This is a genomic window from Aurantivibrio plasticivorans, assembly GCF_055392955.1.
Genome location: NZ_AP036020.1, coordinates 862,359 through 888,370 on the forward strand (window position 1 = coordinate 862,359; position 26,012 = coordinate 888,370).

22 protein-coding genes are annotated in these 26,012 nt (G+C 47.4%); 7 read left to right on the forward strand and 15 right to left on the reverse strand.

Annotation, left to right across the window (positions count from 1 at the left end):
* The first annotated feature begins 45 nt into the window (after positions 1 to 45).
* Positions 46 to 1,674, forward strand: a complete 1,629-nt coding sequence (locus ACZ5NB_RS03865) for an NAD+ synthase (RefSeq protein ID WP_460231662.1) — start codon at positions 46 to 48, stop codon at positions 1,672 to 1,674.
* A gap of 39 nt (positions 1,675 to 1,713) precedes the next feature.
* Here ACZ5NB_RS03865 and ACZ5NB_RS03870 read toward each other — a convergent pair whose 3' ends face one another.
* Complete coding sequence (locus tag ACZ5NB_RS03870; protein ID WP_460231663.1) at positions 1,714 to 2,631, reverse strand: outer membrane protein assembly factor BamD; 918 nt, start codon at positions 2,629 to 2,631, stop codon at positions 1,714 to 1,716.
* Between the two features lie 206 nt (positions 2,632 to 2,837).
* Between ACZ5NB_RS03870 and rluD the strand changes: the two genes are divergently transcribed.
* From rluD to clpB, 3 genes are all read left to right on the forward strand, one after another.
* Entirely contained in the window at positions 2,838 to 3,797 is a 960-nt protein-coding gene (gene rluD / locus ACZ5NB_RS03875; protein WP_460231664.1) for a 23S rRNA pseudouridine(1911/1915/1917) synthase RluD, read from the forward strand.
* Between the two features lie 82 nt (positions 3,798 to 3,879).
* Positions 3,880 to 4,662: a peptidoglycan editing factor PgeF gene (gene pgeF / locus ACZ5NB_RS03880; protein ID WP_460231665.1), complete on the forward strand. Its 783-nt coding sequence runs from the start codon at positions 3,880 to 3,882 to the stop codon at positions 4,660 to 4,662.
* Between the two features lie 160 nt (positions 4,663 to 4,822).
* Complete coding sequence (gene clpB / locus ACZ5NB_RS03885; RefSeq protein WP_460231666.1) at positions 4,823 to 7,420, forward strand: ATP-dependent chaperone ClpB; 2,598 nt, start codon at positions 4,823 to 4,825, stop codon at positions 7,418 to 7,420.
* Between the two features lie 70 nt (positions 7,421 to 7,490).
* Here clpB and ACZ5NB_RS03890 read toward each other — a convergent pair whose 3' ends face one another.
* The gene (locus tag ACZ5NB_RS03890) at positions 7,491 to 7,934 is read right to left on the reverse strand and encodes a DUF4124 domain-containing protein (protein ID WP_460231668.1); all 444 of its coding nucleotides are present in this window, start codon (positions 7,932 to 7,934) and stop codon (positions 7,491 to 7,493) included.
* A gap of 439 nt (positions 7,935 to 8,373) precedes the next feature.
* On the opposite strand from ACZ5NB_RS03890, the gene ACZ5NB_RS03895 reads away from it, so the two are divergent.
* The 3 genes from ACZ5NB_RS03895 to ilvC are packed head-to-tail and all read left to right on the forward strand — an operon-like array spanning position 8,374 to position 11,651.
* The gene (locus ACZ5NB_RS03895) at positions 8,374 to 10,107 is read left to right on the forward strand and encodes an acetolactate synthase 3 large subunit (protein ID WP_460232087.1); all 1,734 of its coding nucleotides are present in this window, start codon (positions 8,374 to 8,376) and stop codon (positions 10,105 to 10,107) included.
* Positions 10,107 to 10,598 carry an acetolactate synthase small subunit gene (gene ilvN / locus ACZ5NB_RS03900; protein ID WP_460231669.1) on the forward strand — a complete coding sequence of 164 codons (492 nt, stop codon included), beginning with the start codon at positions 10,107 to 10,109 and terminating at the stop codon, positions 10,596 to 10,598. Before ACZ5NB_RS03895 ends, ilvN begins: the two co-directional genes overlap by 1 nt.
* Before the next feature lie 27 nt (positions 10,599 to 10,625).
* The gene (ilvC, locus tag ACZ5NB_RS03905) at positions 10,626 to 11,651 is read left to right on the forward strand and encodes a ketol-acid reductoisomerase (RefSeq protein WP_460231670.1); all 1,026 of its coding nucleotides are present in this window, start codon (positions 10,626 to 10,628) and stop codon (positions 11,649 to 11,651) included.
* A gap of 92 nt (positions 11,652 to 11,743) precedes the next feature.
* On the opposite strand, the gene ACZ5NB_RS03910 is transcribed toward ilvC, so the two are convergent.
* The 13 genes from ACZ5NB_RS03910 to ACZ5NB_RS03970 all read right to left on the reverse strand — a co-directional run bounded on the left by ACZ5NB_RS03910 (position 11,744) and on the right by ACZ5NB_RS03970 (position 26,010).
* Positions 11,744 to 12,406, reverse strand: a complete 663-nt coding sequence (locus ACZ5NB_RS03910) for an O-methyltransferase (RefSeq protein WP_460231671.1) — start codon at positions 12,404 to 12,406, stop codon at positions 11,744 to 11,746.
* A gap of 15 nt (positions 12,407 to 12,421) precedes the next feature.
* Positions 12,422 to 12,904 (reverse strand): DUF4920 domain-containing protein, encoded by a 483-nt coding sequence (locus tag ACZ5NB_RS03915; protein WP_460231672.1) that lies wholly within the window; start codon positions 12,902 to 12,904, stop codon positions 12,422 to 12,424.
* A gap of 49 nt (positions 12,905 to 12,953) precedes the next feature.
* On the reverse strand, positions 12,954 to 14,582 hold the full coding sequence (locus ACZ5NB_RS03920; RefSeq protein WP_460231673.1) for a long-chain-fatty-acid--CoA ligase: 1,629 nt from the start codon (positions 14,580 to 14,582) through the stop codon (positions 12,954 to 12,956).
* A gap of 110 nt (positions 14,583 to 14,692) precedes the next feature.
* Positions 14,693 to 16,198 (reverse strand): M48 family metalloprotease, encoded by a 1,506-nt coding sequence (locus ACZ5NB_RS03925; protein WP_460231674.1) that lies wholly within the window; start codon positions 16,196 to 16,198, stop codon positions 14,693 to 14,695.
* 79 nt (positions 16,199 to 16,277) lie between these two features.
* Positions 16,278 to 16,970 carry a hypothetical protein gene (locus ACZ5NB_RS03930; RefSeq protein ID WP_460231675.1) on the reverse strand — a complete coding sequence of 231 codons (693 nt, stop codon included), beginning with the start codon at positions 16,968 to 16,970 and terminating at the stop codon, positions 16,278 to 16,280.
* Positions 16,971 to 16,990: 20 nt separating this feature from the next.
* On the reverse strand, positions 16,991 to 17,689 hold the full coding sequence (locus tag ACZ5NB_RS03935) for a hypothetical protein (protein ID WP_460231676.1): 699 nt from the start codon (positions 17,687 to 17,689) through the stop codon (positions 16,991 to 16,993).
* Between the two features lie 12 nt (positions 17,690 to 17,701).
* A complete protein-coding gene (locus ACZ5NB_RS03940) occupies positions 17,702 to 18,700 on the reverse strand; it encodes a vWA domain-containing protein (RefSeq protein WP_460231677.1) in 999 nt (332 codons plus the stop codon).
* The gene (locus ACZ5NB_RS03945) at positions 18,697 to 19,779 is read right to left on the reverse strand and encodes a vWA domain-containing protein (RefSeq protein WP_460231678.1); all 1,083 of its coding nucleotides are present in this window, start codon (positions 19,777 to 19,779) and stop codon (positions 18,697 to 18,699) included. Before ACZ5NB_RS03945 ends, ACZ5NB_RS03940 begins: the two co-directional genes overlap by 4 nt.
* Before the next feature lie 11 nt (positions 19,780 to 19,790).
* Positions 19,791 to 21,110: a hypothetical protein gene (locus ACZ5NB_RS03950; RefSeq protein WP_460231679.1), complete on the reverse strand. Its 1,320-nt coding sequence runs from the start codon at positions 21,108 to 21,110 to the stop codon at positions 19,791 to 19,793.
* A 29-nt stretch (positions 21,111 to 21,139) separates the two neighbouring features.
* Positions 21,140 to 21,958: a MotA/TolQ/ExbB proton channel family protein gene (locus ACZ5NB_RS03955; RefSeq protein ID WP_460231680.1), complete on the reverse strand. Its 819-nt coding sequence runs from the start codon at positions 21,956 to 21,958 to the stop codon at positions 21,140 to 21,142.
* A 68-nt stretch (positions 21,959 to 22,026) separates the two neighbouring features.
* Positions 22,027 to 22,335, reverse strand: a complete 309-nt coding sequence (locus ACZ5NB_RS03960) for a hypothetical protein (RefSeq protein WP_460231682.1) — start codon at positions 22,333 to 22,335, stop codon at positions 22,027 to 22,029.
* A complete protein-coding gene (locus ACZ5NB_RS03965) occupies positions 22,298 to 24,448 on the reverse strand; it encodes a PEGA domain-containing protein (protein WP_460231683.1) in 2,151 nt (716 codons plus the stop codon). The genes ACZ5NB_RS03960 and ACZ5NB_RS03965 overlap by 38 nt, the downstream gene beginning before the upstream one ends.
* Entirely contained in the window at positions 24,445 to 26,010 is a 1,566-nt protein-coding gene (locus ACZ5NB_RS03970) for a tetratricopeptide repeat protein (protein WP_460231684.1), read from the reverse strand. Before ACZ5NB_RS03970 ends, ACZ5NB_RS03965 begins: the two co-directional genes overlap by 4 nt.
* Positions 26,011 to 26,012: the final 2 nt, after the last annotated feature.

The following is a 26,012-nucleotide window of genomic DNA, read 5'->3' on the forward strand; positions in this document are numbered from 1 at the left end:
TAGCGGCTATCTTATCAGTTTCAATTCAATGAGTAGTATAGCGTTATGGCCACTTTAACACTGGTGCTTGCACAGATTAATCCATTAGTAGGCGATATCCCTGGAAATAGCCAGCAAGTCATCGATATGACGCGACGAGCAGTGGATGAATATGAGGCTGATTTGGTCGTTTTTCCTGAACTGACCTTGATGGGGTACCCACCAGAAGATCTTCTATTGCGAGACAGTGTTGAAAAAAGGGTGTCTGCTGGTTTAGAGAAGATTGCTAACGAAAACTTACCGGCGAGTATTGTTGTTGGCTACCCAGCGGTGACTTCGCAGGGTGTTTATAACGCCGCAGGGGTGTTGCAAAAAGACGGCGAGCCTGCGCAAGCGCGCAAGCAGTGTCTACCCAATTATCAGGTATTCGATGACAAACGCTATTTTACTGCAGGGCTTGAAACAACCGTTGTAGATATCCAGGGTATTAGAGTTGCAGTGCTGGTCTGCGAAGATATTTGGCAGCCGGAGCCTAGCGCTAAAGCCAAGGCGTTGGGCGCTGAGCTGATTGTTGTGTTGAATGCGTCACCTTTTGAGATACATAAGTTTGATCAACGTCGAGAGGTATTGCTGGCGCGTTATCAAGAAACTGGACTACCCATTGTCTACGTCAACCAAGTGGGAGGGCAGGATGAGCTAGTATTTGATGGCGGCTCGCTCGTTATTGATCAGCAGGGTGAGTTTGTTTGTCAGGCTCCGAGTTTTGAAACAGGTTTGTACCCTATCAAGGTTCAGCGTGTCGAAAGCGGTGTCAGAGTGAGTGGGGGTGTATTGACGGAGCCGCTCCCAAACCTGGCGAAGGTTTATCAAGCACTCGTATTAGGCACGAGGGATTATATTGAAAAAAACGGATTTAAGGGCGTCGTGTTGGGCTTGTCCGGGGGAATAGACTCGGCACTAGTGCTTGCTATCGCTGTTGATGCGTTAGGAAAAGACCGTGTAGAGGCGGTTATGATGCCGTTTCGATACACGTCGCAGATGAGCCAAGACGATGCGGCAGAAGAGGCGCAGCGGTTGGGTGTGCGATACCAATCTATTGCGATTGAGCCCATCGTCAATGCCTTTCAAGCGGCCCTAGCCAATGAGTTTGATGGGCTGCCAGTTGATAAAACGGAAGAAAATATTCAGGCTCGCACACGCGGCAATCTGCTCATGGCGATCTCGAATAAAAAAGGCTATCTGGTTCTGACCACCGGTAACAAAAGCGAAATGGCGGTGGGTTACGCAACACTATACGGTGATATGGCTGGCGGTTTCGACCCTCTCAAAGATGTGGCGAAAACACTGGTCTTTGAGTTGGCGAAATACCGCAACACGCTCTCGGAGGTGATTCCGGTGCGTGTCATTGAGCGACCGCCGTCGGCAGAATTGGCGCCTGATCAAATCGATGAAGATAGTCTCCCGCCTTATTCAGTGCTTGATAAAATTCTTGCGCTCTATATTGAAGAGGATCAAAGCGCAGAAGATATTATTTCTTTGGGCTACGACCGCCACGATGTGCAGCACGTATTACGCTTAGTGGATATCAATGAGTACAAGCGCCGCCAAGCCGCTATTGGACCGAGAATTACTAAAAGGGGCTTTGGTCGAGATCGTCGTTATCCGATTACATCAGGTTGGAAGATCGGCGATTAATTCGCCGATCATTGTTGGTTTGTGCGAGGTTAGGTCTAATTACTTGGCCTGGTATTGCGGGTTAAATGCTTCGCGAGAATCAAAACCCGGTGGCTCTGCTTTATCGAATAGCCCAAACGTGGCAATGTCTATCCATGAGCGCTCGCCTGTCGATTGGAATTGAAAATCGAACGAGCCATCGGCATCAAATGCGGGGTGTTGAGGATAATTTTCTTTGAGAATGGCGAGTGTGCTATTAACCAGATCGTCCATGTTTAGCAGCTTGTAACCTTGCGCAACTACCGCTAACGCGTCTGGAACAGCAGGCGTTTGTTGGAAGTTTTCTAGCACGTACCGGCCTCGATTGATGGCGGCGATATAGGCGCCTCGTTTTAAGTAATAGTTAGCGACATGGATTTGGTGGCGAGCCATTAGGTTGCGTAAGTAAATCATGCGCTTTTCAGCATCCGCTGTATAAGGGCTATCAGGGTAAAGGCTTAAAAGCTGACTGAAATAAGCAAACGCTTGTGTTGCAGCGTCAACGTCTCGTTTTGATGCGTCCACCGAGGTGAAGCGATCAAGGCCTCCGCCTCGTATTTCAAAGGATGCGAGCCCTTGTAAATAATAGGCGTAGTCCGCATTGCGATGCCTGGGGTGCAGCCGGATAAAGCGGTCTGCGTTGGCGATGACAGCGTCAAAATCGTAATTTTTATAATAGGCAAATAACAGCTCGAGCTGTGCTTGCTCCGCGTAGGTACCGAAAGGGAAGTTCTCTTCCAATGCTTGGAGGTTTTGAATTGCGGCCTCCCACTGCTGGGTGCGTAGTTGTCGCTGAGATGTCTCGTAGAGTTCTCTCTCGGTCTTGCGTAAACGCTCGGCCCGGCGTTGGTCGCGCTCCTCTTTGCTGGCGCAGCCGCCCAGTACTAACAGGGCTGATAGGCTTAGGATGGTGAGATAAGAAAAGGCCTTTACTTGCATGTGCACGCTCAAAAACAACAGTCTAATTCGGTCCCGACATTCGCTGTAGGCGTTGTCGACGGTCGGGCATTATTCCACAGGCGACGCGTGATTGCACCGTATGTGATACCTTAGCGGTCCATGCCTGTCTGCCAGCAACTCGGTTAGCGGTGGGGGCTGAATACCGAGAAAAATAGAGTACTTTCAAGATCGAGCCTAGGCTATTCATGCAAACCACGGAAACCCATCATCAAATCGTTCCTGTTGATTGGTCTGGCGCACGCTTGGACCAAGCGGCTGCAAACTTGTTTCCTGATTATTCCAGATCTCGTCTGCAGGCTTGGATTGCTGAGGGTGCTCTGCGAGTAGATGATCGCACAGTGAAAGCAAAAACTAAGCTTGTGGGCGGTGAGCGGCTTAGTTTAACGGTGGTGTTACAGAGCGAAGGTGATTGGGTGGCCCAGAACCTGGCACTGGATGTCGTACACGAAGATGATCATGTCATCGTTATTAACAAACCGGCCAATTTGGTCGTCCATCCCGCAGCGGGAAACCCGGATGGCACCCTGCTAAATGGACTGTTGTACCATTTTCCTGATCTGCGTGAGCTTCCCCGCGCCGGTATTGTTCACCGCTTAGATAAGGATACAACGGGATTAATGGTCGTGGCTAAATCTCTTAAAGCGCATCATAGCCTGGTTGCTCAGTTGCAAGCGCGGTCAGTGGAGCGCCAATATGTGGCCATTGTGCAAGGGAGCCCCCCCGCTGAAGGGACGATCGACGAGCCGATAGGCAGGCATCCAAGGCAAAGGCAGAAAATGGCAGTGGTACACAGTAACAGCAAAGAGGCGATCACCCATTTTCGCGTCGCAGAACGCTTTCGACACTTTGCTAGCATGACTTTGAAGTTGTCGACAGGGCGAACACATCAGATCAGGGTACACATGGCACACTTAGGTTACCCGCTAGTAGGCGATCCTCTTTACGGGTCGAAAATGCGCAAAGTTCAAGGGATGGACCCCGATCTCGAATCGGTACTCACTACATTTGATCGACAAGCTTTACACGCTGAGCGACTGTCATTAATTCATCCGGAAACGGAGGAGCGTTGTACCTGGCAGCGTGAGTTGCCGCTTGATATGAGTAACCTCTTGGCAACCTTGCGACGCCACGACCCCCAAGGTTAATGCTTGATGATGTTGAGAAGTGGTGACAGGTGGAGAACGCTACAGGTGGAGAGTGTTATAGATGGAAGATGGAGTCGCGTAGATGGAAAGTAATGTAGACATCGGCTTTACACCGCAGTGGCCTACCCCGGCAAATGTTAGAGCTTTTGTCACTACTCGTACTGGGGGTTCAAGTCAAAATGCCTATGCCAGCAATAATCTCGCGCTTCACGTAGGTGATAACCCAACCAAGGTCGAAGAAAACCGTTTACAGCTACAGTCCACTTTGAAACTTCAGCAGCAGCCCTGTTGGTTAAATCAGGTTCACGGTACGCGTTTGGTGGATGCGACTTCTCAATGTTCCTCTAAAACACCGTGTTCGTCCGACCTAAGTATTCATGAAGCTGACGGAAGTTTTATTCGAGAGGTTGGTGTTGCGTGCGCAGTGCTGACAGCAGACTGCTTGCCTGTGCTGATGTGTGACAATCAAGGCGTCCAGGTTGCAGCAATCCATGCCGGTTGGCGTGGATTGGCAGCAGGTATTTTGCCGAAAGCGGTCAACGCTTTTTCAGCGCCAGTGAATCAACTAAACGCCTATTTAGGCCCTGCCATTAGCCAGGCGTATTTTGAGGTAGGTGCAGAAGTGTGTGAAGAAATAGACGGCAATCTAGGGCTCAAGCGAAACCAATACAGCGTACCATCAAATCATTCTGGGCGCTTGATGGTGGACCTTTATGAGGTGGCTAGATTGCATCTTGCCGCGTTAGGGGTGAATGAAGTTTATGGTGGAAATAACTGTACTTATCGAGATGAAAATCAGTTTTATTCGTATCGCCGGGACGGTATTACAGGGAGAATGGCGAGCCTGATCTGGAAAACTTCTTAATCGCAGACGTAGTCCCAAGAGCCATCGTGTTATCGTGACGCGAGGTTTAATTTCTCTTCTCTCTTTTGATCTGCATCAGTTGAAATATATCAGCCAACCCCAAGATAGTATTCAGTCCATTACTGTACTGAGTAATGTTTATTTATTGATGGGGTAACTCATGAGAATTGATCGTTTAACTAATCAATTGCAAATGGCACTGTCTGACGCACAATCGTTGGCGGTTGGACGTGACCATAGTCAAATCGAACCCGCACATGTGATGTTGGCCTTGTTAGACCAACAGGGAAGTAGTGTGCGTCCACTGTTAAGTCAGTCAGGGTTTGATGTATCAGGCCTTCGAAATGAACTGGCCAAACAGCTCGATAATTTAGCGCGTGTACAAAACCCTACTGGCGATGTTCATATGTCGGGTGAAATGGGTCGGTTGTTAAATCTTGCTGATAAACAATCGCAGCAAAGCGGCGACAAGTTTATTTCCAGTGAAAGCGTTTTGCTGGCGGCGATGAATGATGGCAGCAGTGATCTTGGAAAATTACTGGCGAAGTTTGGCGACAAAAATCGCCTCCAAGAAAGTATTGAGAAGGTGCGCGGCGGTGAAACCGTTGATAGCCCTGAGGCGGAATCAAATCGACAGTCACTTGATAAGTACACGATTGATTTAACCGCTCGTGCTGAGGCAGGCAAGTTAGACCCAGTGATTGGGCGTGACGATGAAATTCGTCGAACGGTTCAGGTGCTGCAGCGCAGAACTAAAAATAATCCGGTCCTAATTGGTGAGCCTGGCGTGGGTAAAACTGCCATTGTGGAAGGTTTGGCTCAGCGGATTGTGAATGGTGAAGTGCCAGAAGGACTTAAAAATAAACGCCTACTTTCATTGGACTTAGGTGCGTTACTTGCTGGTGCGAAATTTAGAGGCGAGTTCGAAGAGCGTTTAAAGGCGGTGCTTAACGAATTGGGTAAGCAAGAAGGCCGTATTATTTTGTTTATTGACGAGTTGCACACCATGGTTGGTGCGGGAAAGGCTGAAGGTGCAATGGATGCTGGAAATATGCTTAAACCAGCACTGGCTCGCGGCGAGTTGCATTGTGTTGGTGCAACAACGCTTGATGAATATCGTCAATACATTGAAAAGGATGCAGCATTGGAGCGTCGCTTCCAAAAAGTCCTAGTCGATGAGCCAAGTGAAGAAGACACCATTGCAATTCTGCGCGGATTGAAAGAGCGTTATGAAGTTCACCATGGCGTCGATATAACCGATTCTGCGATTATTGCGGCCGCTAAACTGTCTCAGCGTTACATTACCGATCGACAATTACCCGATAAGGCCATTGATCTTATTGATGAGGCTGCATCTCGTATTCGTATGGAGATCGATTCAAAGCCGGAGCAAATGGATCGTTTGGAGCGTCGTCTGATTCAGTTAAAAATTGAACGGGAAGCGGTTAAAAAAGATGAAACAGAAGGTGCTAAAAAACAGCTAGAAAAGTTGGCGGAAGAAATCGAAAAGGTGGAGCGTGAATTTGCGGATCTTGAAGAAATCTGGCGAGCTGAAAAAGCCGCACTACAAGGATCGCAAGGGATCAAGTCCAGTTTGGAGCAGGCTCGTTTGGATTTAGAAGCAGCACGCCGTGCAGGTGATTTGGGTCGCATGTCGGAGTTGCAATATGGCGTCATACCAGAGCTTGAAAAACAATTGGATATGGCAGGCCAAGCGGAGATGATGGAGATGAAACTGTTGCGGAATAACGTAACAGAAGAGGAGATAGCCGAAGTCGTTTCCAAGTGGACGGGCATTCCCGTTTCTAAAATGTTGGAAGGTGAGCGTGATAAATTATTGCGTATGGAAGATGCGTTACACAAGCGTGTGATTGGTCAATCTCAAGCGGTTAATGCGGTTGCGAATGCTGTGCGGCGTTCAAGAGCAGGATTGGCCGACCCTAATCGCCCCAATGGTTCATTTTTATTCCTTGGCCCAACCGGTGTAGGTAAAACTGAATTGTGTAAATCGCTGGCAGAATTTTTATTCGATAGCCAAGAGGCGATGGTTCGAATTGATATGTCCGAATTTATGGAGAAACACTCGGTTGCTCGCTTGATTGGTGCGCCTCCAGGTTATGTTGGATATGAAGAAGGAGGATACCTAACCGAAGCTGTTCGTCGTCGACCTTATTCTGTGTTGCTGCTCGATGAGGTTGAAAAAGCGCATCCTGATGTTTTCAATGTCTTGCTGCAGGTATTAGAAGACGGCCGTTTGACCGACGGGCAGGGGCGGACTGTTGATTTTCGAAATACCGTTGTCGTCATGACCTCTAACCTCGGCTCTGATGTGATCCAGGAAATGACGCGTCATGGTAGCTTTGAATCCGAAGAGGCGCGACAGATAGGTGTGAAAAACGCTGTACTGGATATTGTAGGTAAACATTTTCGGCCTGAATTTATTAATCGGATTGATGAGGTGGTTGTGTTCGATCCATTGGCGCAATCCCAGATTGAGGGTATTGCTTCAATTCAATTGGACTTGTTGCGCAAGCGGTTGGCAGAACGAGACCTTGGCTTTGAATTAGATCAGCCTGCAATGGCAAAATTGGTCGAGGCTGGTTATGACCCTGTGTACGGAGCGAGGCCGTTGAAGCGAGCCATCCAGCAATATGTGGAGAACCCGTTAGCTCAGCAAGTATTGGCTGGAGAGTTTGCGCCGGGTGACACTATTCACGGCCACTTGGATGAGGAGAGAGATCGGATCGTTTTTAGTTGATTGAAGTCATTCTCGAATAGAAAAAAGCCCAGCAATTGCTGGGCTTTTTTGTGGCAAATCTCGGTAAAGACTAGCAGGCTTCGTCAATGATCTTTTGGATATCACGAATCTTTGATTGCTTTTCTTTGTCGCTGAGGTATCGCAATTCGCCGTTGTCTTCTTTGACCCGAACCCGGCTATAAGACTGCAACGTCGCAAGGTTATCCTTGGCCCAGTTACATCGTTCGGGATCTTTCCGAGAGAACTCCTCTTCATTTGAGGTGGTTTCTGGCGAGCTATCCTTTTGGTTGTTTGTATTTGCTGGGGTGCTAGCTTGAGAGCTACTTTGGGAAGTCTGTCGACCACCGCGAATGGTGACCTCATCGGCTTGCTGCCCGTGTGGTTTTTGCGCGGAGTAGTGTGTCACACCCTCTTCGTCAATCCATTTGTAAAAGGTTTGGGCCGCGTGGGTAGATAGGCTCAAAAAACCAAGACAACAGAGCAGAGGAAGCGTGCGGCGTAACGTTTTATTCATAGTGCAATCATATCCTTGTGGCGTTGCGCTGAAGCCGGCTACCGCTTCATCGCCTAGATTTTGATCGAGAAACGGCAGTATGGCCCCGTTGTGATTCTCGACAATCTACGGTCTATCGTTCTAACTATAAACCGAAATGCGTGGTCAGGTGCTTAAAATGTTGATTAATCTGTAATTGTTGCAGTCTACACGCCCAATTCCTTGACATTGCACACAAAATTGCCAAAATGCCGGGTTCTCTCGACCGGTGGTAAATCTCTCCGGTTTAGCGATGGGCCCGATTTATTCTTGGATCAGGTGGCCCATGCAGCCGCCTAAGCCGTATGGCTTCCCCGCGACGGTGTATGCCGGTCTAGCGCGAAACTCGACTAAGCGGTTAACTAAATACGAATACTGGGCTGCATTGTGCAGCCCATTTATGTTGCAAAGAGGTAGTAACGTGGAAATGTTGTCTGGCGGAGACATGCTGATTCGCTCGCTTCAAGAAGAGGGCGTTGAGCTCATTTTTGGCTATCCCGGTGGTGCAGCCCTGCACATTTATGACGCGATCTTCCGCCAAGATGCAGTCCGTCATGTGCTTGTGCGTCACGAACAGGCTGCGACACACGCGGCTGATGGCTACACGCGCGCAACAGGTAAAGTCGGTACTGTACTAGTGACTTCTGGTCCAGGTGCGACTAACGCGATTACCGGCATTGCTACGGCCTACATGGATTCAATTCCTATGGTTGTCATCTCCGGTCAGGTGGCCTCAGACAAGATTGGCGAAGATGCCTTCCAAGAGACTGATATGGTCGGTGTTTCGCGTCCTATCGTAAAGCACAGCTTCTTGGTGAAGGACCCTCGCGATATCCCTGCGACAATCAAAAAAGCCTACTACATTGCTTCCACTGGCCGACCTGGGCCTGTAGTTGTCGATATCCCTAAAGATATCACCGATCCTGCCAATAAATTCGAGTTCGAATACCCGAGCAAGGTTAAGGTTCGTTCCTACACGCCGGCAGGTAAAGGCCATAGTGGTCAGATTAAGAAGGCGGCGCAGCTATTGCTAACGGCAAAGCGTCCGATGATCTATGCCGGCGGTGGCGTGATCCAGGGTGAGGGCAGCGAGATGCTGACTCAGCTTGCACAGACCCTAAATTTCCCTGTGACTAATACGTTGATGGGCTTGGGTTGCTACCCTGGGACTGATCGCCAGTTTCTCGGTATGCTCGGTATGCACGGCACCTTTGAAGCAAACACAGCGATGCATCACAGTGATGTGATTTTGGCCGTGGGTGCGCGCTTTGATGATCGTGTAACCAATACTCCGGGCAAGTTCTGTCCAAACGCAAAGATCATCCACATTGATATTGATCCAGCTTCCATTTCAAAGACTGTGACGGCTGATGTCCCGATTGTTGGCTCAGTTGAGCACGTACTAAAAGAATTGATTGAAGTCGTTGAGTCATCCGACGAAAAACCTGATGCGAAGGCCCTAGGGGATTGGTGGCAACAAATCGATGATTGGCGAGCGCGCCACGGTCTATATACGGCGAATCGTTTCGATGCCACCGGTAAAATAAAACCTCAAGAAGTGATTCAAGCTTTGCATGAAGTCACGAAGGGTGAGGCCTATGTGTCGTCTGATGTGGGCCAGCATCAAATGTTTGCGGCGCAATACTATTTGTTTGATAAACCACGTCGTTGGATCAATTCTGGTGGCCTTGGCACCATGGGCTTCGGCTTGCCAGCGGCAATGGGAGCGCAATTTGCCGATCGCGATGCAATTTCGGTTTGTGTGACCGGTGAAGGCAGCATCCAAATGTGTATCCAAGAGCTGTCGACCTGTACGCAATATAATTTGCCCGTAAAAATTATCTGCTTGAATAACCAGGCGTTGGGTATGGTGCGTCAATGGCAGGATATGCAGTATTCAAGTCGATATGCTGAAAGCCTCTACGAAGACTCTCTTCCAGACTTTGTTAAATTGGCAGAGTCTTATGGCCACGTCGGTATGCGCGTAACCAAGCGTGAAGAGCTTAAAGAAAAGTTAGAAGAATGTTTCGCCATGAAAGACAGAGTTGTATTTATGGATATCGCTGTAGACCAAAGCGAGCACGTTTATCCAATGTTGATCGCCCCGAACGGTTCTATGCGCGATATGTGGTTGAGTAAAACGGAGCGTACCTAATGAGAAGAATTATCTCCGTATTGCTCGAAAACGAACCGGGTGCTTTATCTCGCGTTGTAGGCTTATTTTCACAGCGTGGCTACAACATTGAAACTTTAACGGTGGCGCCAACCGAAGACCCAAGCTTGTCTCGGTTGACTTTAACCACCGTCGGTGATGACCATATCATCGAACAAATCACTAAACATCTTAATCGTTTAATTGATGTAGTGAAGTTAGTTGACCTTACCGAGGGCGCGCATGTAGAACGCGAATTGATGTTGGTGAAAGTCAAAGCCACCGGTGCACAACGTGCGGAGATTAAGCGCTGTGTTGATATTTTCCGCGGACAAATCGTCGACGTTTCCAGTACTGTGTATGTTATTCAGGTAACTGGCGCAAGTGACAAGTTGGACGCGTTTCTCCAAGCAGTGGGTGAAGCTGCCATTCTCGAAGTGGTGCGTACCGGTGTATCCGGAATTGCTCGCGGCGAAAAAGTACTAAGTCTTTAATTTAATTTTTTAACCTAGGACAAAACAATGCAAATCTATTACGACAAAGACTGCGACCTCTCTATCATTAAAGGTAAGAAAGTCGCGATCATTGGTTATGGTTCACAAGGCCATGCTCACGCGCAAAACTTAAAAGATTCTGGCGTTGCCAATGTCGTCGTTGGTTTGCGCAAAGGCTCAGCTAATTGGGCGAAAGTTGAAAAAGCTGGTCTGCAAGTTGATACCATCGAAGGTGCCGCAAAAGACGCTGATGTGGTGATGATTCTTGCTCCAGACGAGCATCAAGCAAACATCTACGCAGATCAAGTTGCACCTAACCTAAAATCAGGAGCGGCACTTGCGTTTGCGCACGGCTTCAACATTCACTTTGAATTGATTCAAGCGCCTAACGATTGCGACGTGATCATGATCGCACCAAAAGGCCCAGGCCACACAGTACGTTCTACTTACCTAGAAGGCGGTGGTGTACCAACGCTAATCGCCGTGTACCAAGATGCAAGCGGCAAAGCGAAAGAAATCGCGTTGTCTTATGCCTCTGCAAACGGTGGTGGTCGTTCAGGTATCATCGAAACTAACTTCCGTGAAGAAACTGAAACTGATTTGTTCGGTGAGCAAGCGGTATTGTGTGGTGGTGCTTCTGCATTGGTTCAAGCTGGCTTCGAAACCTTGGTTGAAGCAGGCTACGCGCCTGAGATGGCATACTTTGAGTGTCTGCATGAACTTAAGCTAATTGTTGACTTGATGTACCAAGGCGGCATCGCGGATATGCGTTATTCAATTTCTAATACTGCAGAATACGGCGACTATGTAACGGGCGCTCGCATCATTACTGATGAAACTAAGCAAGAAATGAAGCGTGTATTGTCTGATATCCAAGAAGGTAAATTCGCACGTGACTTTATGTTGGAAAACCAAGCGGGAGCGCCTTTCTTAAAAGCGAAGCGTCGCATCTCCGGCGAGCACCAAATCGAAGAAGTGGGTGCGAAACTTCGTAGCATGATGCCATGGATTAAAGCCAACAAAATCATTGATAAGACTGAAAACAACAACTAAATTATTAAGTTGTATGTTTAACGAAAAGGCGCGCAAGCGCCTTTTTTGTGCTCGGCACTTTTATGGTTGCTCACTTTTTTTGCTTGTGTGTCTCAGCGCTTTCGGGTCAAGGTGATGCCATCTGCGACAGTTAGCAAACTGATGTCGACACGCTGATCGCCGTGTAGCAATCTGTTCATTTCTCGAAGCGCGACGGTATCTTCATCCCGTTCGTTTTCATCCGTGACTTTCCCACCCCAAAGCATGTTGTCGAAGATGATTAAACCGTTGGGTTTTAATAATTCTAGAGACAACTCGTAGTAGTCGATATAGCTGGTCTTGTCCGCATCAATAAAGACTAAATCAAATGTTTCTTTCTGCTGGTGTTTAAGCAGCGTCGATAAAGTCTCTATTGCTGGGCCTAGCTTTAATTCGATCTTGTGTTCAACGTCCGCTTGCCGCCAGTATTTTTTAGCAATAGTGGTGTATTCTTCACTGATGTCACAACAAATTAATTTTCCATCATTAGGCAATGCTTCTGCGATACACAGGCTGCTATAACCGGTGAATGTGCCAATTTCGATGGCATGGTGCGCCCCAGTTAGACGAGTTAATAAACCCAGAAGCTGACCTTGCTCGGGGGGTATTTGCATGCTTGCGTTTGGCAGCTCTGCTGTTTGTTTACGAAGCAATTGAAGTAGGGGAGTTTCCCTGAGTGAATTGTCGCAAACGTAGGGGTAAACCTTGTTGAAGTCGAGTGGTACTGAATTACCCATGGTATACGCTCAGTGCTATCGGGTTTCTACGGCTATAGCGATCATCTGATATTCCACTAACGGTTCAGTCACCAAGCTAGGGTCGCCGCCAGCGTCTTGAGTGTAATGTTTCGATTCGGCAAGCGATAAGGTCTTTTTGTGAATAGTGCCTTCAACTAATACATTCCGGCCTTTAATCGTAGGCGGTACAAAAAAGCCGTAATCTTTAAATGTGACACGAACCGGAGAGTGCGTGTCTTCAAGCGACAGCCAGCAGCCCTTCTTTTGGCAAACGCTGTCCACCGTTGCTTCTACGAGTATAGTTTGTTGGCTGCCACTATCAGCCAACGCGATTGCTTTCGCGAGATCAATAGGTGTGTCTTTAGTGATCTTGCCGCCATAGGTCTGTGTGGGGGTATCGTTATTAAATCCTTTTTCACTGTCCGCAAAAACCATTGTCGAGAGTATTGCAATCGTTGCAATCGTCATGACTTGGCATACAAACGTTAAAAATTTCATCACGCACATCCCGAGATTGAGGTTAAATGTGACGGTTATGATTTAACGTTTAAGCGTCAGGCCAAGCATGGTTTTCGAATTGCACGCGTAGCACTTTTTTATCGAGTTTATTGGTGGCTGTGTGCGGTAATTCATCAACGAAAACGCAGTCGTTTGGAATCATCCACTTCGCCACTTTTCCGTCGTACCAATTTAATAGGTCTTCTTTCGACAGCGTTTCTCCGGGTTTTACAACGGCAATAAGTAAGGGGCGCTCTGTCCATTTAGGATGAGCAATACCAACTACCGCCGCTTCGGCAACTGCGGGGTGGTCCACTGCAAGGTTCTCAAGCTCAATGGAAGAAATCCACTCGCCACCGGACTTAATGACGTCTTTTGTGCGGTCGGTAATCATCATAAAGCCATTGGAGTCGATGCTGGCGACATCTCCTGTATCGAACCAGCCGTCGTCATCCACCGCTTTTTTGTCGGTGTTGTAGTAACTTTGCGTAATCCAAGGCCCGCGTACTTTTAAGGCGCCGGAGGCCTCGCCATCCCACGGTAACTCGTTATTGTTTTCGTCAACAATTTTCATGTCGACCCCGAAAATGGGTCGACCTTGTGTCGCTCGAATAGCATCAAGTTCTTCAGCGGGGAGGTCTTCCATACCGGGTTTTAGGGTATTGTAAGTGCCTAAAGGGCTTGTTTCTGTCATGCCCCAAGCGTGTCTGACCTCCACGTCATATTTATCACGCATAGCGTTCATTATCGACAATGGGCACGCGGCACCACCAACGGTAATGCGTTTTAGACTGTCGATGCTTCCTTTTGAGCTGTCAAGGTAATCGAGCAGCGCTAACCAAACTGTGGGTACAGCAGCCGAGATGGTGACTTTTTCGCCATTAATGAGTTTACAAATGGTTTCGCCATCCCCCATTTTTGGCCCAGGTAAAACCAATTTTGCGCCAACCATGGGAGCGTTATAAACAATTCCCCATCCGTTCACATGGAACATTGGCACGATGGGCATAACAACGTCGCGAACCGAAATACCAAACGTATCGGGCAGCACCGAAGCATAGGCATGCAACACAGAGGAGCGATGGCTGTAGACTACCGCTTTAGGGTCGCCGGTGGTGCCTGAGGTATAGCACATGGCTGCTGGACTTGTTTCTTCGAGTTCCGGCCAGACAATTTGATCATTTTCAGCAGCGAGTAGGGTTTCATAGCACATAACGTTGCGCAGTGACGTGTTCGGCATGTTCGCCTCATCAGTTAGAATGACGAAGGCTTTAACGTTGGGGAGTTTATCTTGAAGCTGTTCAAGAATCGGCACAAATGCCACATCCAAGAACATAAATTTGTCTTCACCGTGATTAATAATGAATTCCATTTGTTCAGGAAATAGACGTGGGTTAACAGTGTGACAGACGTATCCCGAAGCGGCAGTGGCATAGTAGAGTTCTAGGTGTCGGTAGTCGTTCCAAGCCATTGTGCCGATCGAATCCAGTGGTTTGGCACCAAGTGTTTTTAGCGCATTGCCTAGTTGTCGTACACGTTTGAAGGCATCTCGGTAGGTGTAGCGGTGTAGAGGGTTGTCAGCGGTGACAGATACTATTTCCGAATCGCCATACACTTTTTCTGCAAAATTCATAATAGAGGTGAGTACTAACGGCGTATTCATCATCGTGCTATGCATGGTCGTCTCCGGTATGAGGCCTCTAGGGCCTATCGATTTGTTATTGTTGGTTAAGATGGAAAGCGTAGTATATCGCAAGCTAGTTTAATAAAGCTATTAGAGTTGCCGCGCTATTTAATAATTTTAATCCACTGGCCGGGCCTCGGTTCACCGTTAGGGTAGTAGCCATTAAGAAGCCGCAATTCTTGTTCTGCGTAGCGTCTGAGCGGAGATAGTTGGGCGAGTGCAGCGAACGTTGTATTGTTATTGGCTTTTACATAGTGGATTTTATATGACTTTACATTAGAGTAATCTGCGACGCGAGTGGGTTGAAAGCTGCGAATACTGCTAAGAAATAACGCGTCATAATCAACCTCTTCGTCTTGGGGTGATTTAAGTATTTTACCTCTGAAAATATACACACGACGATTTTGGTAAAGTACTGCAATGCGTTGTGGTGATGTCTCTCCGCTCAACTGCGCTAATCCCGTATGTCCAATTAGGCCATTCTGAACAAACGGCTGAGAATTCATGAGAAGCTCAATCCCTAATTGTGTTCTGATGTACTCGTCAGGCGGAATATTGGCATTGAGGCGTGCGACGCCAAGTGATAGTTGCGCTGCACCGCCTTCCTCGCGACCGATGATGGCTGAACGTTCATTTTTGATGCCCCAGTCTTCGGGGAATAACATAGTGAAACCGAGCTTTGCGTGTGTGTAACGGTTTGGCTCAGGTTTTGGCATGTTGGCTATTGCCACTTCGTAATTTATCCCGAAAATAAGATCTTGGGTTTTTTCACGAAATATGCGCTCGCCGTTATTGATCTTCGTTATTTCTGATAGCTTTCCAGCGGAATCAACGATTTCTCGTAAGCGTTGATCGTTACGTGGGTGAGTTGAAAATACACCGTGATAAGTTTGTTGTTTTTTACCTTGGTCCTTTGCTTTCAGGCGAGAGAAGCGCTCTTGATCTTTTAATACGCCGATGACTTCGACCATGGCTTGAGGGTTGTAACCCGTGCGATAAAGGTACTCTGCTCCATATCGGTCTGCTTCAAGTTCCATATCACGACCGTAACCGCTAACTGCGGCGGATGAATACAGGCTCGTCAATTCGCCACCCACATTGGTACCGGTTGTTAAGATTGATAAAATTGAGGCGACACCCGTTCCCACTTTAGAACTTTTTCGCGCCGCATCTTGACGCACGGCATGCCGAGCAGTGACGTGAGAAATTTCGTGAGCGAGCACCGCAGCGAGCTGAGCTTCTGATTGCAGGTAACTGATTAAACCGCGATGCACATAGATATAACCGCCCGGTAGTGCGAAAGCGTTAATGTCTGGTGAATCTATGATGGTAAAGGTATAGGTGAGATCTGGGCGATCACTTTGCTTTACTAGCTTTTGACCAATATCGTTAACATAGTGTTGTAGGCCTTCATCTTCGTAAATAGGGCCGGACGCAATGATTTTTTCGTGGGCCTCTTTACCTAATTCTAATTCTGCCTCTTCCGACATCAATACAAAGTCAGCGTCACCCGTGGCGGGGTTAATGGCGCAGCCGCTCAATATGTAAAAGCTAATCACATAGCTGCTTAAGGAAATGATGAGTCGAGTTAGACGAAATGGCGCTCGCATAACGCTTCCTTTTTTATGAAAGTCTTTGAGTCAGTCAGAATTATTCTAAATGACCAGCTGGAATTGTAGTGCCAACTTATTATTCTGCGCTAGCGGATAAGAAAAAGGTATCCAGTTGGTCTGCCATTCCTTTGCAGGCATTATTCTGTACGCGCGCTATCAATGGAACCGGTACAATAACCGCAGGCATATAACTGGTTCCTGCCGCTTCAGTGCTGACTTTGGCTATTAAACTGCGGTCTCGGTAATCCCAGATGGTGGCTTCGTAATTGGATTCGCGGTCCCAGCTACCAAAGCCGAAGCATCCCGCACCACCCACGCCGATAGAGCACCCAATGGACCCGCTACTGTGAGTGGTTTCTGTATTCCCGTCGATCCAGATGATATGCCGAATTTTGTACTCATCCATTATTTTGGCGATGGGCGCTTGATCAATCAGTTTGTGTAAACCTGTAACATGAAGTGGGGCTGTTCTCGGTTCGAACCACGGATATAATCGGTCGACAAATTCGGACTCCGGAATAACGGTAATGTCTGCAGCGCCTTCGGCTAATGATTCGCCCACGCATGAAATGAGATCGATTTCAGTATCATAGTTTGAGGCATAGCGGCGCCCAAGAACCACCACTGCATCGGAGTCATTGCGTTCTAAGGCTGCCGTTGAGTAGTGATCAACGGTGACATTGGTACAGCCACAGAGGGAAAGTAATAGAGCGCAAAATCCCCAAGCAAGCACCTGCGAAGTTAGCCTGATGTAATCCGATTTATTCATAAGGGCCTCCCTATGACGATCTAATTTGTGGCGTTGGGATCCGATGGTTCGCTATCAAAAGTGCCTTTCTTTACTATAGCTGGTTCCCTTCCTGCTAACCAGGCGCGCAGTTCAGGGACTTGTTTAAAATTGAGCGCGAGGTTTGCGCCGGCATCTCTGAGTGCGACGACTATGGCCTGGTTTAGCGCCCCCTCACTGCTCTGCATAAAACCGTCAGGGGTTTTCCCGTAAGCGGTCAGTATCCAGTCTGCAAGCAAGTCGCCTGTTGCGGTATAAGCCTTGATATTGTATTGGATCCAAACTTCATAGACGTTGATTTTTGTCTCAGAGGGTAATGTGTATTGGAACTCATTGACCTGGGGAATCAAAACAATATCGATATCTTTAAGAAAGTCTCTCTCTCTCGTCGACTCCCATGGTGGCGAAGAATCGATACTGTGTAGTGAGCTAAACATACCTTGGAAAATAATCTCAAATAGTTGTTGTTGGATGTCTCCAAGAACAATTATCCACTTATCTCGATCATTGCTTTCTTCCGTATACTGAAACGACTCAAAATCATCTGAGAAGTGTACCCCCACGCTGATAGGTATGGGTTCAATAAGCGGATCTGGAAAATCACCCTCTACCAGCAATGTATTCGCACATCCACTAAGTAGGCAGTAAAGTAGTGCTGCAAATGCAATACGAGCTATATTGGGAACTTTTATCATCAACATAGTCAGTCCAAATTATTCTTGCCGATAATCTTGCAAGCCGACAAACGTACCACCATTGCGGTGAGTGACTTCTCGCATCAAAGCTGCAAATCGGTTAGCGGTAGCGTGGTATTGTGGGCCGGCCGCCTGAAAAATAACGGGGAAGCCGACCGCATGAATTCTTACTAGGGGTTCTTTACTAATTCCTTTGCGGTTTAAGCGATCAATTGTATTCGCAACTTCATTGATTGAATGGTTAGGCAAAAGGTCATCACCAAAAACGTAGATACTGATTTTTTTGTCGGCTTCGTAAAACGTGCCGATAGCTTTTTGAATACCTTCTACTGGACTTGAATTGCTAAATGCATTCCAGTTTTTTAACCGAGCTATGATAGCGTCTCTTCGGCTTTCTGAATCTGGAATCCACCGTCCACGAAATGCTGGAAACATATAGTCCCCCATGTCATTCAACACTTGCACGCCCTTTATATTGGGATAGATGGCCAAAATATTTTCCATTTCTTGCATTACCCGAGGCCAGGCATAGCTAAACATACTGCCAGAAGTGTCAATAACGAAAATGACATACTCAGAATCGACGGGAATTCCGCCGATGAGGTTGTTGTCGTGAATGGTGAAATCTGCGATTTCTTGGGAAAGAGACTGCAATGCGATTTCGAGTTGCTGTAACAATTTGTCTTCAGAGGATGTGTTTTTTGAAGCTAGGGCGTAGCGGGATTCTAAATTCGCAAGTTCAGTGCGCAGTATTGCGATACGTTCTAGCTCGAGCGACAACTGTTCGTGTTTGGCGTTCAGCTCTCGATTAAACGTTTTGGTCTTGCCACGAATTTCAAAGAGCTTAGTTTGCAAGTCTGCCACCTGGCCATTGAGGTTAATATCCGACTGTTCCAGCGGAATAGGTTGCACAGTCTTGGCAATAATGAGCAAGAGTACGATCGCGCCAAAGCCACAACAAATAACATCGAGGAAAGAGATGTTTAAGTCGCTACTATCTTGGCGGTTACGCTTCATGGCCAATCCTTAGATGGGCTGAGGAATGAGCCACCTGTTATTTGACCCAGTTTCCAGTATTCCGCCGCAGCCATCCAGTCGCCTTCCATCGGAAGTAATATGATATTGACCGGTACGCCCATTGGAAGTGTTTCTGCTGCATCGCGAAATAGTTTGAGGCGCTCTTTTCCACTAACCGTATTTTTATTGGGTGTCTGCTCTCCCTGTGTTGGTAACCCATCAGTGATTAAATAGATGTTATCTGGTCTTTCCTCGAATTGATAAATTGACGTAAATACATTGGCGAGGCTGGTGCCTTTTTCAGGAGAGATAAGCGAGAGATTCTGAACCGCATTTTCAAGCTGATTTCTATCACTTATCGATAGCCAAATCCCTTCGCTATCCGGTATAACCGACGTCGGTTTAGTGTTAAAGGTATAAATTTGATAGCGGCTTTGGGTAGGAAGTTGAGCAACTAGCCACTGCACTGTATTTACCGCACGTAGCCATTTGGGTGCCGACTGCCTAGCTGTAGCACTCATATTGCGACGCCGAATGACATTGACGATAGTTTCATCGAGCATGCTGGCGGATGCGTCCACCAGAATTAAAATTCGTGCACCACCCAATTTTAAGCCTGTTAAGTACTGGCGCTGGCCTTGCCCCATAAACCTTCGAGCATCGCTACCTCTTTCACGCTCTTGCTGTGCCAATCGTTCCCGTTCAACCCGTGCATCGTTGAGTTGCTTTTCGAGTTCTTTTATCTGCTGATCAGTGTTGTCCTGTGACAAGGTCGTGACACGGTTGCGCAAAGCCAGGACGTTATCATTGATGCGCCGGGCTAAACCTTGTGCCTCCGCTAGTCGTTGGTCTAAGTCTGATAAAGTATTCTGAATGTCGACAAGTTGTTTGTCTCCGTCGAGAACCTCTTCGTTTAATAAATTCGCCTCGGCCATTAACTCTAGGGAGGGCCTATCAACTTGGTTGTCGGCGCCATGTTTGATCATTAAAAAAATGAGTGCGACAGCACCAAAACCACAGGACATGATATCCAAAAAAGACAGGTTAAAAGTGCTGAAACGCCGATTCTTGCGACTCATGTGTTAGCGCCTTACCCGTGTTCGGCGACATTGATGAAGCGGATGGATTCGTTCATGTCTGCTATTTGTAGTTCATCTCCTAGATAAATATCCGTTGTTTCATCAATAGCTTTTCCTCGCAATGTTATAGCTGTGTCAAGCGGGGATAGTTGAATACCTGTTGGTGACGGAGTAACAGAAAATGTACTCGAGCCTGTTTGAGTCGGTGATATAGTTTTGTTTGGTATATCAACAAATAGGGTTGAAGTGTTTATCGGCAGCGCATAGCAATCGATTAAGCAGTGTGTAATTGTGTGGTTATTAGGGGAAGAATTTTGTTTGTCTGCTTGCGGGGACATTCGTTTATCAATATCGAGCGATAAAACGAAATGAATGTTGCTGGGTTCACACTGGACTTGGTTGACGTTGGCCAGAATACCCCGGCATAGAGACTCCTGATTTAAGTTGGTTAGAAATATGTCATCACGTTGTGCTAAGCCGAGAAAGCCTGGCAGTATAGCGAGCCTATCACCGACAATTAGTTGCTCAATGCGGTGCCTTTGTGAAAAGGCTTTATCTAGTATTCTGGTGTAAATGTCTGATACTGGCTGAATAAATTGTGCACGACTTATTTTGGCGGACTTGTTTTCAATAGTGAGTATGCACTCTGACTGGTTTTGGAAATTGTTAACCCACAAAGGTAGCTGGTCATATAGAGACTGCTCGCTAGAGGCACTGTGCAGCGGGTCGAAGCGAGCTTGCTCCATAAAATAGTCACTGATGCCGCGAGCCCACGCATCTCGAATGGCTAGTATGCCTGCACCGGGGACGGTATCGACCTGCGAACGAATGAGCTTTCCTTCTTTGGTATTTTCAAGCGTTGAGATGATGGCTTGGTGGAGCTGTAGGTCGACATGTACTGCTAGAGAGCCTTGTATGGCGTGAACAGAGGAGGCGAGAGCACTGTCAATTAACCCCACAATATTAAATGCGCATTGATCCACGATCCCCAACAGCATGGACATTTGCTCTCGTGTGAAACTGCCGGGTAACGCGAAAATAACATCGCTCATTTCCGGCAAGACTTGATGTAATTGTTGTAATTGGCTGTAAGCTAGGTCAGCATGATGGCGAAATTGCGGGTGATTAATGGTGAGCGCTTCGGCACTTAGGCGGTGCCAAAAGTGACTAAATGTGTTAACGGGATGCAGTCGATACTGGCTTAAAGCGTCTTCGCCTAGTAGCAACTGCTGGCCTTGGACTACGGCAAGCCCAGGACTTTCCACGATAGTTTTTTCGTCATGGAAGAGTCGAAGCCCGGCATCATTTAATTCGATTACATTGACAGTCATAGGAATTTTCGATTAAAAAGGAATGAATGTTAAGCCGTGGCAGTGCTCGTCGTACGTACTCGTAAATGCCTGAGTAAACTATTGTCACATTTGCTTTGCACATCTAAAACTAAACGTTCTTGCAGTAGTTGAAGTTGGTGCGAGAAGAACATAATAATAATGCTCAGTACTAAAGCGACAAACGTCGAGTTAAAAGCAACGCCTAAGCTTTCTGTAACACCTGCGATATCACCTTCGACAGCTTTGTGGGCCATACCTAGGGCCTCGCCAATACCTCTTACGGTGCCGATGAAACCGATCGATGGAATCGCCCAAGCTATGTAGCGGACCATAGCTAATTCACTGTCCAAACGTTCCGATTCTGTATCACAGGTTTCTTTGATGGCGTGGGATACATCGCCAATATTGCGTGTTGAGCCAAATCGCTGTAACGCAACCAATAGCGTGCGAGGTAATAAAAAATGTTGCTGCTTTTCATCCAGTGCTTGAATTGGACGAGACAGTTCTCGTGCATCTTCTGGTAATATGCTTGTGCCCTCGCTGACATTAATCAGTGTCTGCGACAGTAGCTTGCGCTCGTTGAGCGCTCGGTTTGCTTTGAACCCCATGATGGCCATGGCCCAAATCATCAACACAAAGCATGCTTCCTGTTCGTAATCTTTCATCACAACATATAACGAACGTTGCACAACGTATTGCTCTCCAGCAGCCTGGCGAGCTAGTTGCTCCTCTAATACAGCATTTGCTTTTGGCCGAATCAGACCCACATAGATGGTATGCACCACAATGAAAGCCAAAATCAAGGCAAATAGTTGGTAGAAAAATTCCGTATGGTGTGAACGTTTCATAAGGCTCTCGATTTACTGCATTATTGAATATTGGAGTGTGCGTAGCTCGCACACTTTATTGTCAATCGTTAAATGTCCACTGGAAACGACACCGACAAATCTTCTGAAATTTCTTCAGATGGAATAAATATGTCATCTTCTAGTTTATCGATGGACTCTTTGTTTCGAACGTCTTTACTTTTATTCGAGTTTTCTGTGTTTTCGTCGGTAGTCTCGCGTTCCGTAACTTGCTCTTGTGTGGACGTATCCTCTGCGTAGATCCTATCGGCGGATACAACCAGCTGCGAGAGTAAAAAGACTACCAATGCAGCCCTCACGCGGGAACCTAATTTTTGGTGACTAATCGACATAGCGAGCAATTCGGAACCCCACATCATTGCGAGCATCAACACCGTAGTCTCGATAACTAAGGCGTAACATAGTAATGGTGCCGTGGGACCAACTGGGCCCGCGTATAACATGATAGCCACCACTTTCTGGCCCTAGCGGGTCTGTTTCATCTTTCAACGATAGACCGGCACTTACCTCATAAAAATCGTGCATCCATTCGGCAACATTACCATCTAAGTCATATAAGCCTTTGCTATTTGCTTGGAATGATCCCACTGGGGCGGAGGCGACAAAGCCGTCATCATATTCGGCAAGAACATAGCCAGCTACCGGTGCGGCAGAGCGATCGGCAATATTCGTGACCTTTTTGTTTGGTGCTAACCGCGCACCCCAGGCATATTTCAACATGGCGCCATTGTTAAAACGAGCCGCCCATGCCCACTCGGCTTCGGTTGGCAATCTGTAGCCGTTCGACTGTGCGTTGTACCCTACCACCTCGCCGTTTTCGACACGGTAAAAAACCGGCAAATCAGCTTTCTCAGAGAGCCAGTTGCAAAATAGTGCGGCTTGTTGCCAAGTAATATTGACCACAGGATATGCTTCACCGTTTAAGCTGTTACCTTTGACATGATTAGAGCTGTGTTCAATTTGAAATTGACGGAAGTCTTTGTTACTGACTTCGTGAGTGGCTAAATAGAAAGGCCGATTGAGTGTGACGCTACGAAATCCCTCATTAGCTCGCCGTCCTTGTTCGCGGCGTGAGCTTCCCAGGGTAAAGGTTACTTCGGGGTTAAAGAGTTTTAATGTTTGGCCTATCTTGGTTTTGATAGTGGCTGGAATATTTTCCCAGCGGGCCTCTTCTACGGTTTTTAATTTTACATTCAATGTTTGTGCAAAGTTAACACGTGGTATAACACTCGTGGTGTGTGCAGCGTACCCGTCTTTTTCAATTTTAATTTGTGTTTGAACAGCGGGAAGCGTGAGTGTTTGGTTGGCTCTACCCATGAGCCTGCCATCGACGTACAACAGTGCATCTTTTGGGTTAGCTTGGATATTCAGCTTTCCTAGGTTAGCGGTTAGCGCAATGTTGATGTTCGCTTTTTTACTGGATTCAATAGCAACGCGCTGGTGAGATGGCTGGTAGCCTTCTTTGAATAATGTAATCGTATAAGTTTGCCCAGGCTTTAGTGAAACGTCTTGTGGTGTTAAGCCGAAATATTGTCCTGCAACGGTAATGCTAGCGCCGCTTGGTTGGGAATTGACTGAAACTAAACCGTCTGCCTTTTCAAGCGATATTGGCTCAAGGTTGGTTTGGTCGCCTGCGTTCAACTCCAGTAGTTCTGACCATGGTTTGTAACCCTCTAACTTAAGTTGTACTTCCCTTTCTCCTGCGAGAATTTCCACAGTTGATGGTGTGACACCTTGTACTTCGCCATCAACAATAATTTGCGCACCATTGGGCTCGCTAGTGAGTTGTACATTGGCCCAGGCGGGTTGGAGGCGGACACTGTGCTTCTGAAGTTGGCCGAGCCCAGTGACGTTGACTTCGGATGTTAAAGGTAGATAGCGTTCGGAATCAATGTGCAGCGTGCGAAGACCTGCCGCTACATCCTCAATGGGTTCTCCCAACGTTCCCCGATACTTGCCGTCAATCATGACCTTAATCGTATCTGGGTTGTGTACCTTTTCATTTGTGGCGATTAACTGCAGTGAGCCGGGGAGTTTCTCTAAAACGATATTGAGAACCTGTTCACCCTCCTTGGTTATAACAATATTTTGTTGCTTGGGTTGATACCCCGTTGCGTGCACAGAAACAGTAGTTTCGCCTGGGAGCAACAAATAATTATCACCGATTTTGAAACTCAACAGCCGGCTGAGTCGCACCTCGATATCACTGTCGGTCGTATTGGGTATAGTGTGGATTGACAGTGTTTGCGCGCTAAAGAGAAACGTAGTAATTGCCGCGAGTGAGAAGAGTGCAAGTGCGATAAGCCAGTGATGTAGTTGCCAGCGTTTTGATTTAAATACTTGCGGTTGGTTTAACGGCGTAAACGACGCGGGTTGAATTAACTCGCGGTCAACTGGAGTCTCCTGCCCCTGTGTGGCCGGGGCGTACTCTTGCTTGGGTAGCGTAGAAGATGATGTGGTTTCTTGGTTCATCCGTTATTTATCTTTTCGCTGCACTGAATAACTATCGTTTGATTTTGGTTCTCGCCTGATACTGTAAATTCAGTTCGCGCATCACGATAGCCTCGGCGCGTTCCAACGGCAGTATAAGTGCCAGGTTTCAATGTGACGGTCGTTTCAGAAAACATGCCGAGGTCGCCAACTCGGTACAAGGTAACTTGTGTTTCATTATCCGATTGTAGCGTTATGATCGTAGGTTGATTGGCAGCGTGTAGAGCCATATTCAAGCGATTCAGTTGGGTTTCCAATTTGCTGTTAGGTGTCGCAATGCTTAGCGTGTCTTTATAGAACGCGGTGTATTGAGCATGGACTGCTGGACTATTGAGGCGTGCGGAATTGTTGAGAATATCCGTTAACTTTTTGTCGACATCGTGTCGGACTTGAGATCGAATTTTTCCTACCTGTGCTTCAACAATATTTCGGTCAAGCTCAAGAATAGCCTTGTAGCTGGATAGCGCTTCCTGCCATTTTTCTTCGCTCTCTTGCTGGAGGGCTTGTTTTAACGTTGATTGGATTGTTTTATTGGTTTGTTGCTGCTGAGCTTGTCGCAAAGCTGTGTTGGCATCAGCAGCATTGGGTTTTATGGTGAGTGCCTCCTGGAAAGATGAGATTGCTGTTTGTACATTGTCTGCTGCCAGCGCTGCAAATCCCGCCGCCATTTTGGCCGCAAATTGGTTGTCGCGAATGCGGTCATTGACAGCGGCCAAGCGCACTTGTGTTGCTTGATGTCCTGGTAGTAGCGTCAGTGCTTTTTGGTAAAGGTTTTGCGCGTCGTTGAATTTTTCTTGCCGTTCTGCCCGTGAACCTGCTTTCAACAATGTAACGACTTCATCAAGTACCTTGGCTTGATTTAGTCCTTCTTGTGCTAACTCGCTACTAGGGGTGATGGCTAGTGCGCGTTCAAAGGCCGCGAGAGCGATGGAAGACGTACCTGACTGGATTGCTTCTGCGCCGTCGCTAAGAGCGTTGGAGAACACCGTTTCGCTGAGAATTAGTATGTCATCGAAAGTAGACAATGCGCTGCGATAGGCTTCTTGTGCTCTTGTGAAATTACGCGCTCGATAATGTTCGTCGCCTTGATGAGCAAAATCGACCGCTGTTTGGTACTCATTATTTGCCCAGTCGGCAACGTTCATGCTGTCTAGTTGCGCTTGTTTATCGAGGAGTATCGCTAGTAGATCTTGGGTTTCTCGGCGAGCTTTTGCCAGTTGCGCATCCTGCCAGGGTGATTCAAGCTCATTTTTTGGTGCGGCAGGTGCTTCTGTTTTTTCCTCGCTTTCACTTACAGACGCTGTAGGTGATGATGAAGTGACTAGGTTGGGTAGTACGAAAACCACCAATATAACCAAAGGAATACAGATGGCGGCACCAATAATCGGCCATTGGTATTGGTGCCAGGTGTTTGATGAGCGTTCTGTGCTACAGGGGGCTTGCGGCGCAGCATTCAGCGTTACTGAGGTGGCCTCCAACGGTTGCGCATCTGAGCTGGGTGTGACTCGATTGTTTGATGAGGATTGATGTGTATCCGTAGCCATAA

Excerpts from the sequence above, each read along its gene's own strand:
- ACZ5NB_RS03865 (WP_460231662.1), top strand. The coding sequence starts at position 46 with ATGGCCACTTTAACACTGGTGCTTGCACAGATTAATCCATTAGTAGGC.
- ACZ5NB_RS03870 (WP_460231663.1), bottom strand. The coding sequence starts at position 2,631 with ATGCAAGTAAAGGCCTTTTCTTATCTCACCATCCTAAGCCTATCAGCC.
- rluD (WP_460231664.1), top strand. The coding sequence starts at position 2,838 with ATGCAAACCACGGAAACCCATCATCAAATCGTTCCTGTTGATTGGTCT.
- pgeF (WP_460231665.1), top strand. The coding sequence starts at position 3,880 with ATGGAAAGTAATGTAGACATCGGCTTTACACCGCAGTGGCCTACCCCG.
- clpB (WP_460231666.1), top strand. The coding sequence starts at position 4,823 with ATGAGAATTGATCGTTTAACTAATCAATTGCAAATGGCACTGTCTGAC.
- ACZ5NB_RS03890 (WP_460231668.1), bottom strand. The coding sequence starts at position 7,934 with ATGAATAAAACGTTACGCCGCACGCTTCCTCTGCTCTGTTGTCTTGGT.
- ilvN (WP_460231669.1), top strand. The coding sequence starts at position 10,107 with ATGAGAAGAATTATCTCCGTATTGCTCGAAAACGAACCGGGTGCTTTA.
- ilvC (WP_460231670.1), top strand. The coding sequence starts at position 10,626 with ATGCAAATCTATTACGACAAAGACTGCGACCTCTCTATCATTAAAGGT.
- ACZ5NB_RS03910 (WP_460231671.1), bottom strand. The coding sequence starts at position 12,406 with ATGGGTAATTCAGTACCACTCGACTTCAACAAGGTTTACCCCTACGTT.
- ACZ5NB_RS03915 (WP_460231672.1), bottom strand. The coding sequence starts at position 12,904 with ATGAAATTTTTAACGTTTGTATGCCAAGTCATGACGATTGCAACGATT.
- ACZ5NB_RS03920 (WP_460231673.1), bottom strand. The coding sequence starts at position 14,582 with ATGCATAGCACGATGATGAATACGCCGTTAGTACTCACCTCTATTATG.
- ACZ5NB_RS03925 (WP_460231674.1), bottom strand. The coding sequence starts at position 16,198 with ATGCGAGCGCCATTTCGTCTAACTCGACTCATCATTTCCTTAAGCAGC.
- ACZ5NB_RS03930 (WP_460231675.1), bottom strand. The coding sequence starts at position 16,970 with ATGAATAAATCGGATTACATCAGGCTAACTTCGCAGGTGCTTGCTTGG.
- ACZ5NB_RS03935 (WP_460231676.1), bottom strand. The coding sequence starts at position 17,689 with ATGTTGATGATAAAAGTTCCCAATATAGCTCGTATTGCATTTGCAGCA.
- ACZ5NB_RS03940 (WP_460231677.1), bottom strand. The coding sequence starts at position 18,700 with ATGAAGCGTAACCGCCAAGATAGTAGCGACTTAAACATCTCTTTCCTC.
- ACZ5NB_RS03945 (WP_460231678.1), bottom strand. The coding sequence starts at position 19,779 with ATGAGTCGCAAGAATCGGCGTTTCAGCACTTTTAACCTGTCTTTTTTG.
- ACZ5NB_RS03950 (WP_460231679.1), bottom strand. The coding sequence starts at position 21,110 with ATGACTGTCAATGTAATCGAATTAAATGATGCCGGGCTTCGACTCTTC.
- ACZ5NB_RS03955 (WP_460231680.1), bottom strand. The coding sequence starts at position 21,958 with ATGAAACGTTCACACCATACGGAATTTTTCTACCAACTATTTGCCTTG.
- ACZ5NB_RS03960 (WP_460231682.1), bottom strand. The coding sequence starts at position 22,335 with ATGATGTGGGGTTCCGAATTGCTCGCTATGTCGATTAGTCACCAAAAA.
- ACZ5NB_RS03965 (WP_460231683.1), bottom strand. The coding sequence starts at position 24,448 with ATGAACCAAGAAACCACATCATCTTCTACGCTACCCAAGCAAGAGTAC.
- ACZ5NB_RS03970 (WP_460231684.1), bottom strand. The coding sequence starts at position 26,010 with ATGGCTACGGATACACATCAATCCTCATCAAACAATCGAGTCACACCC.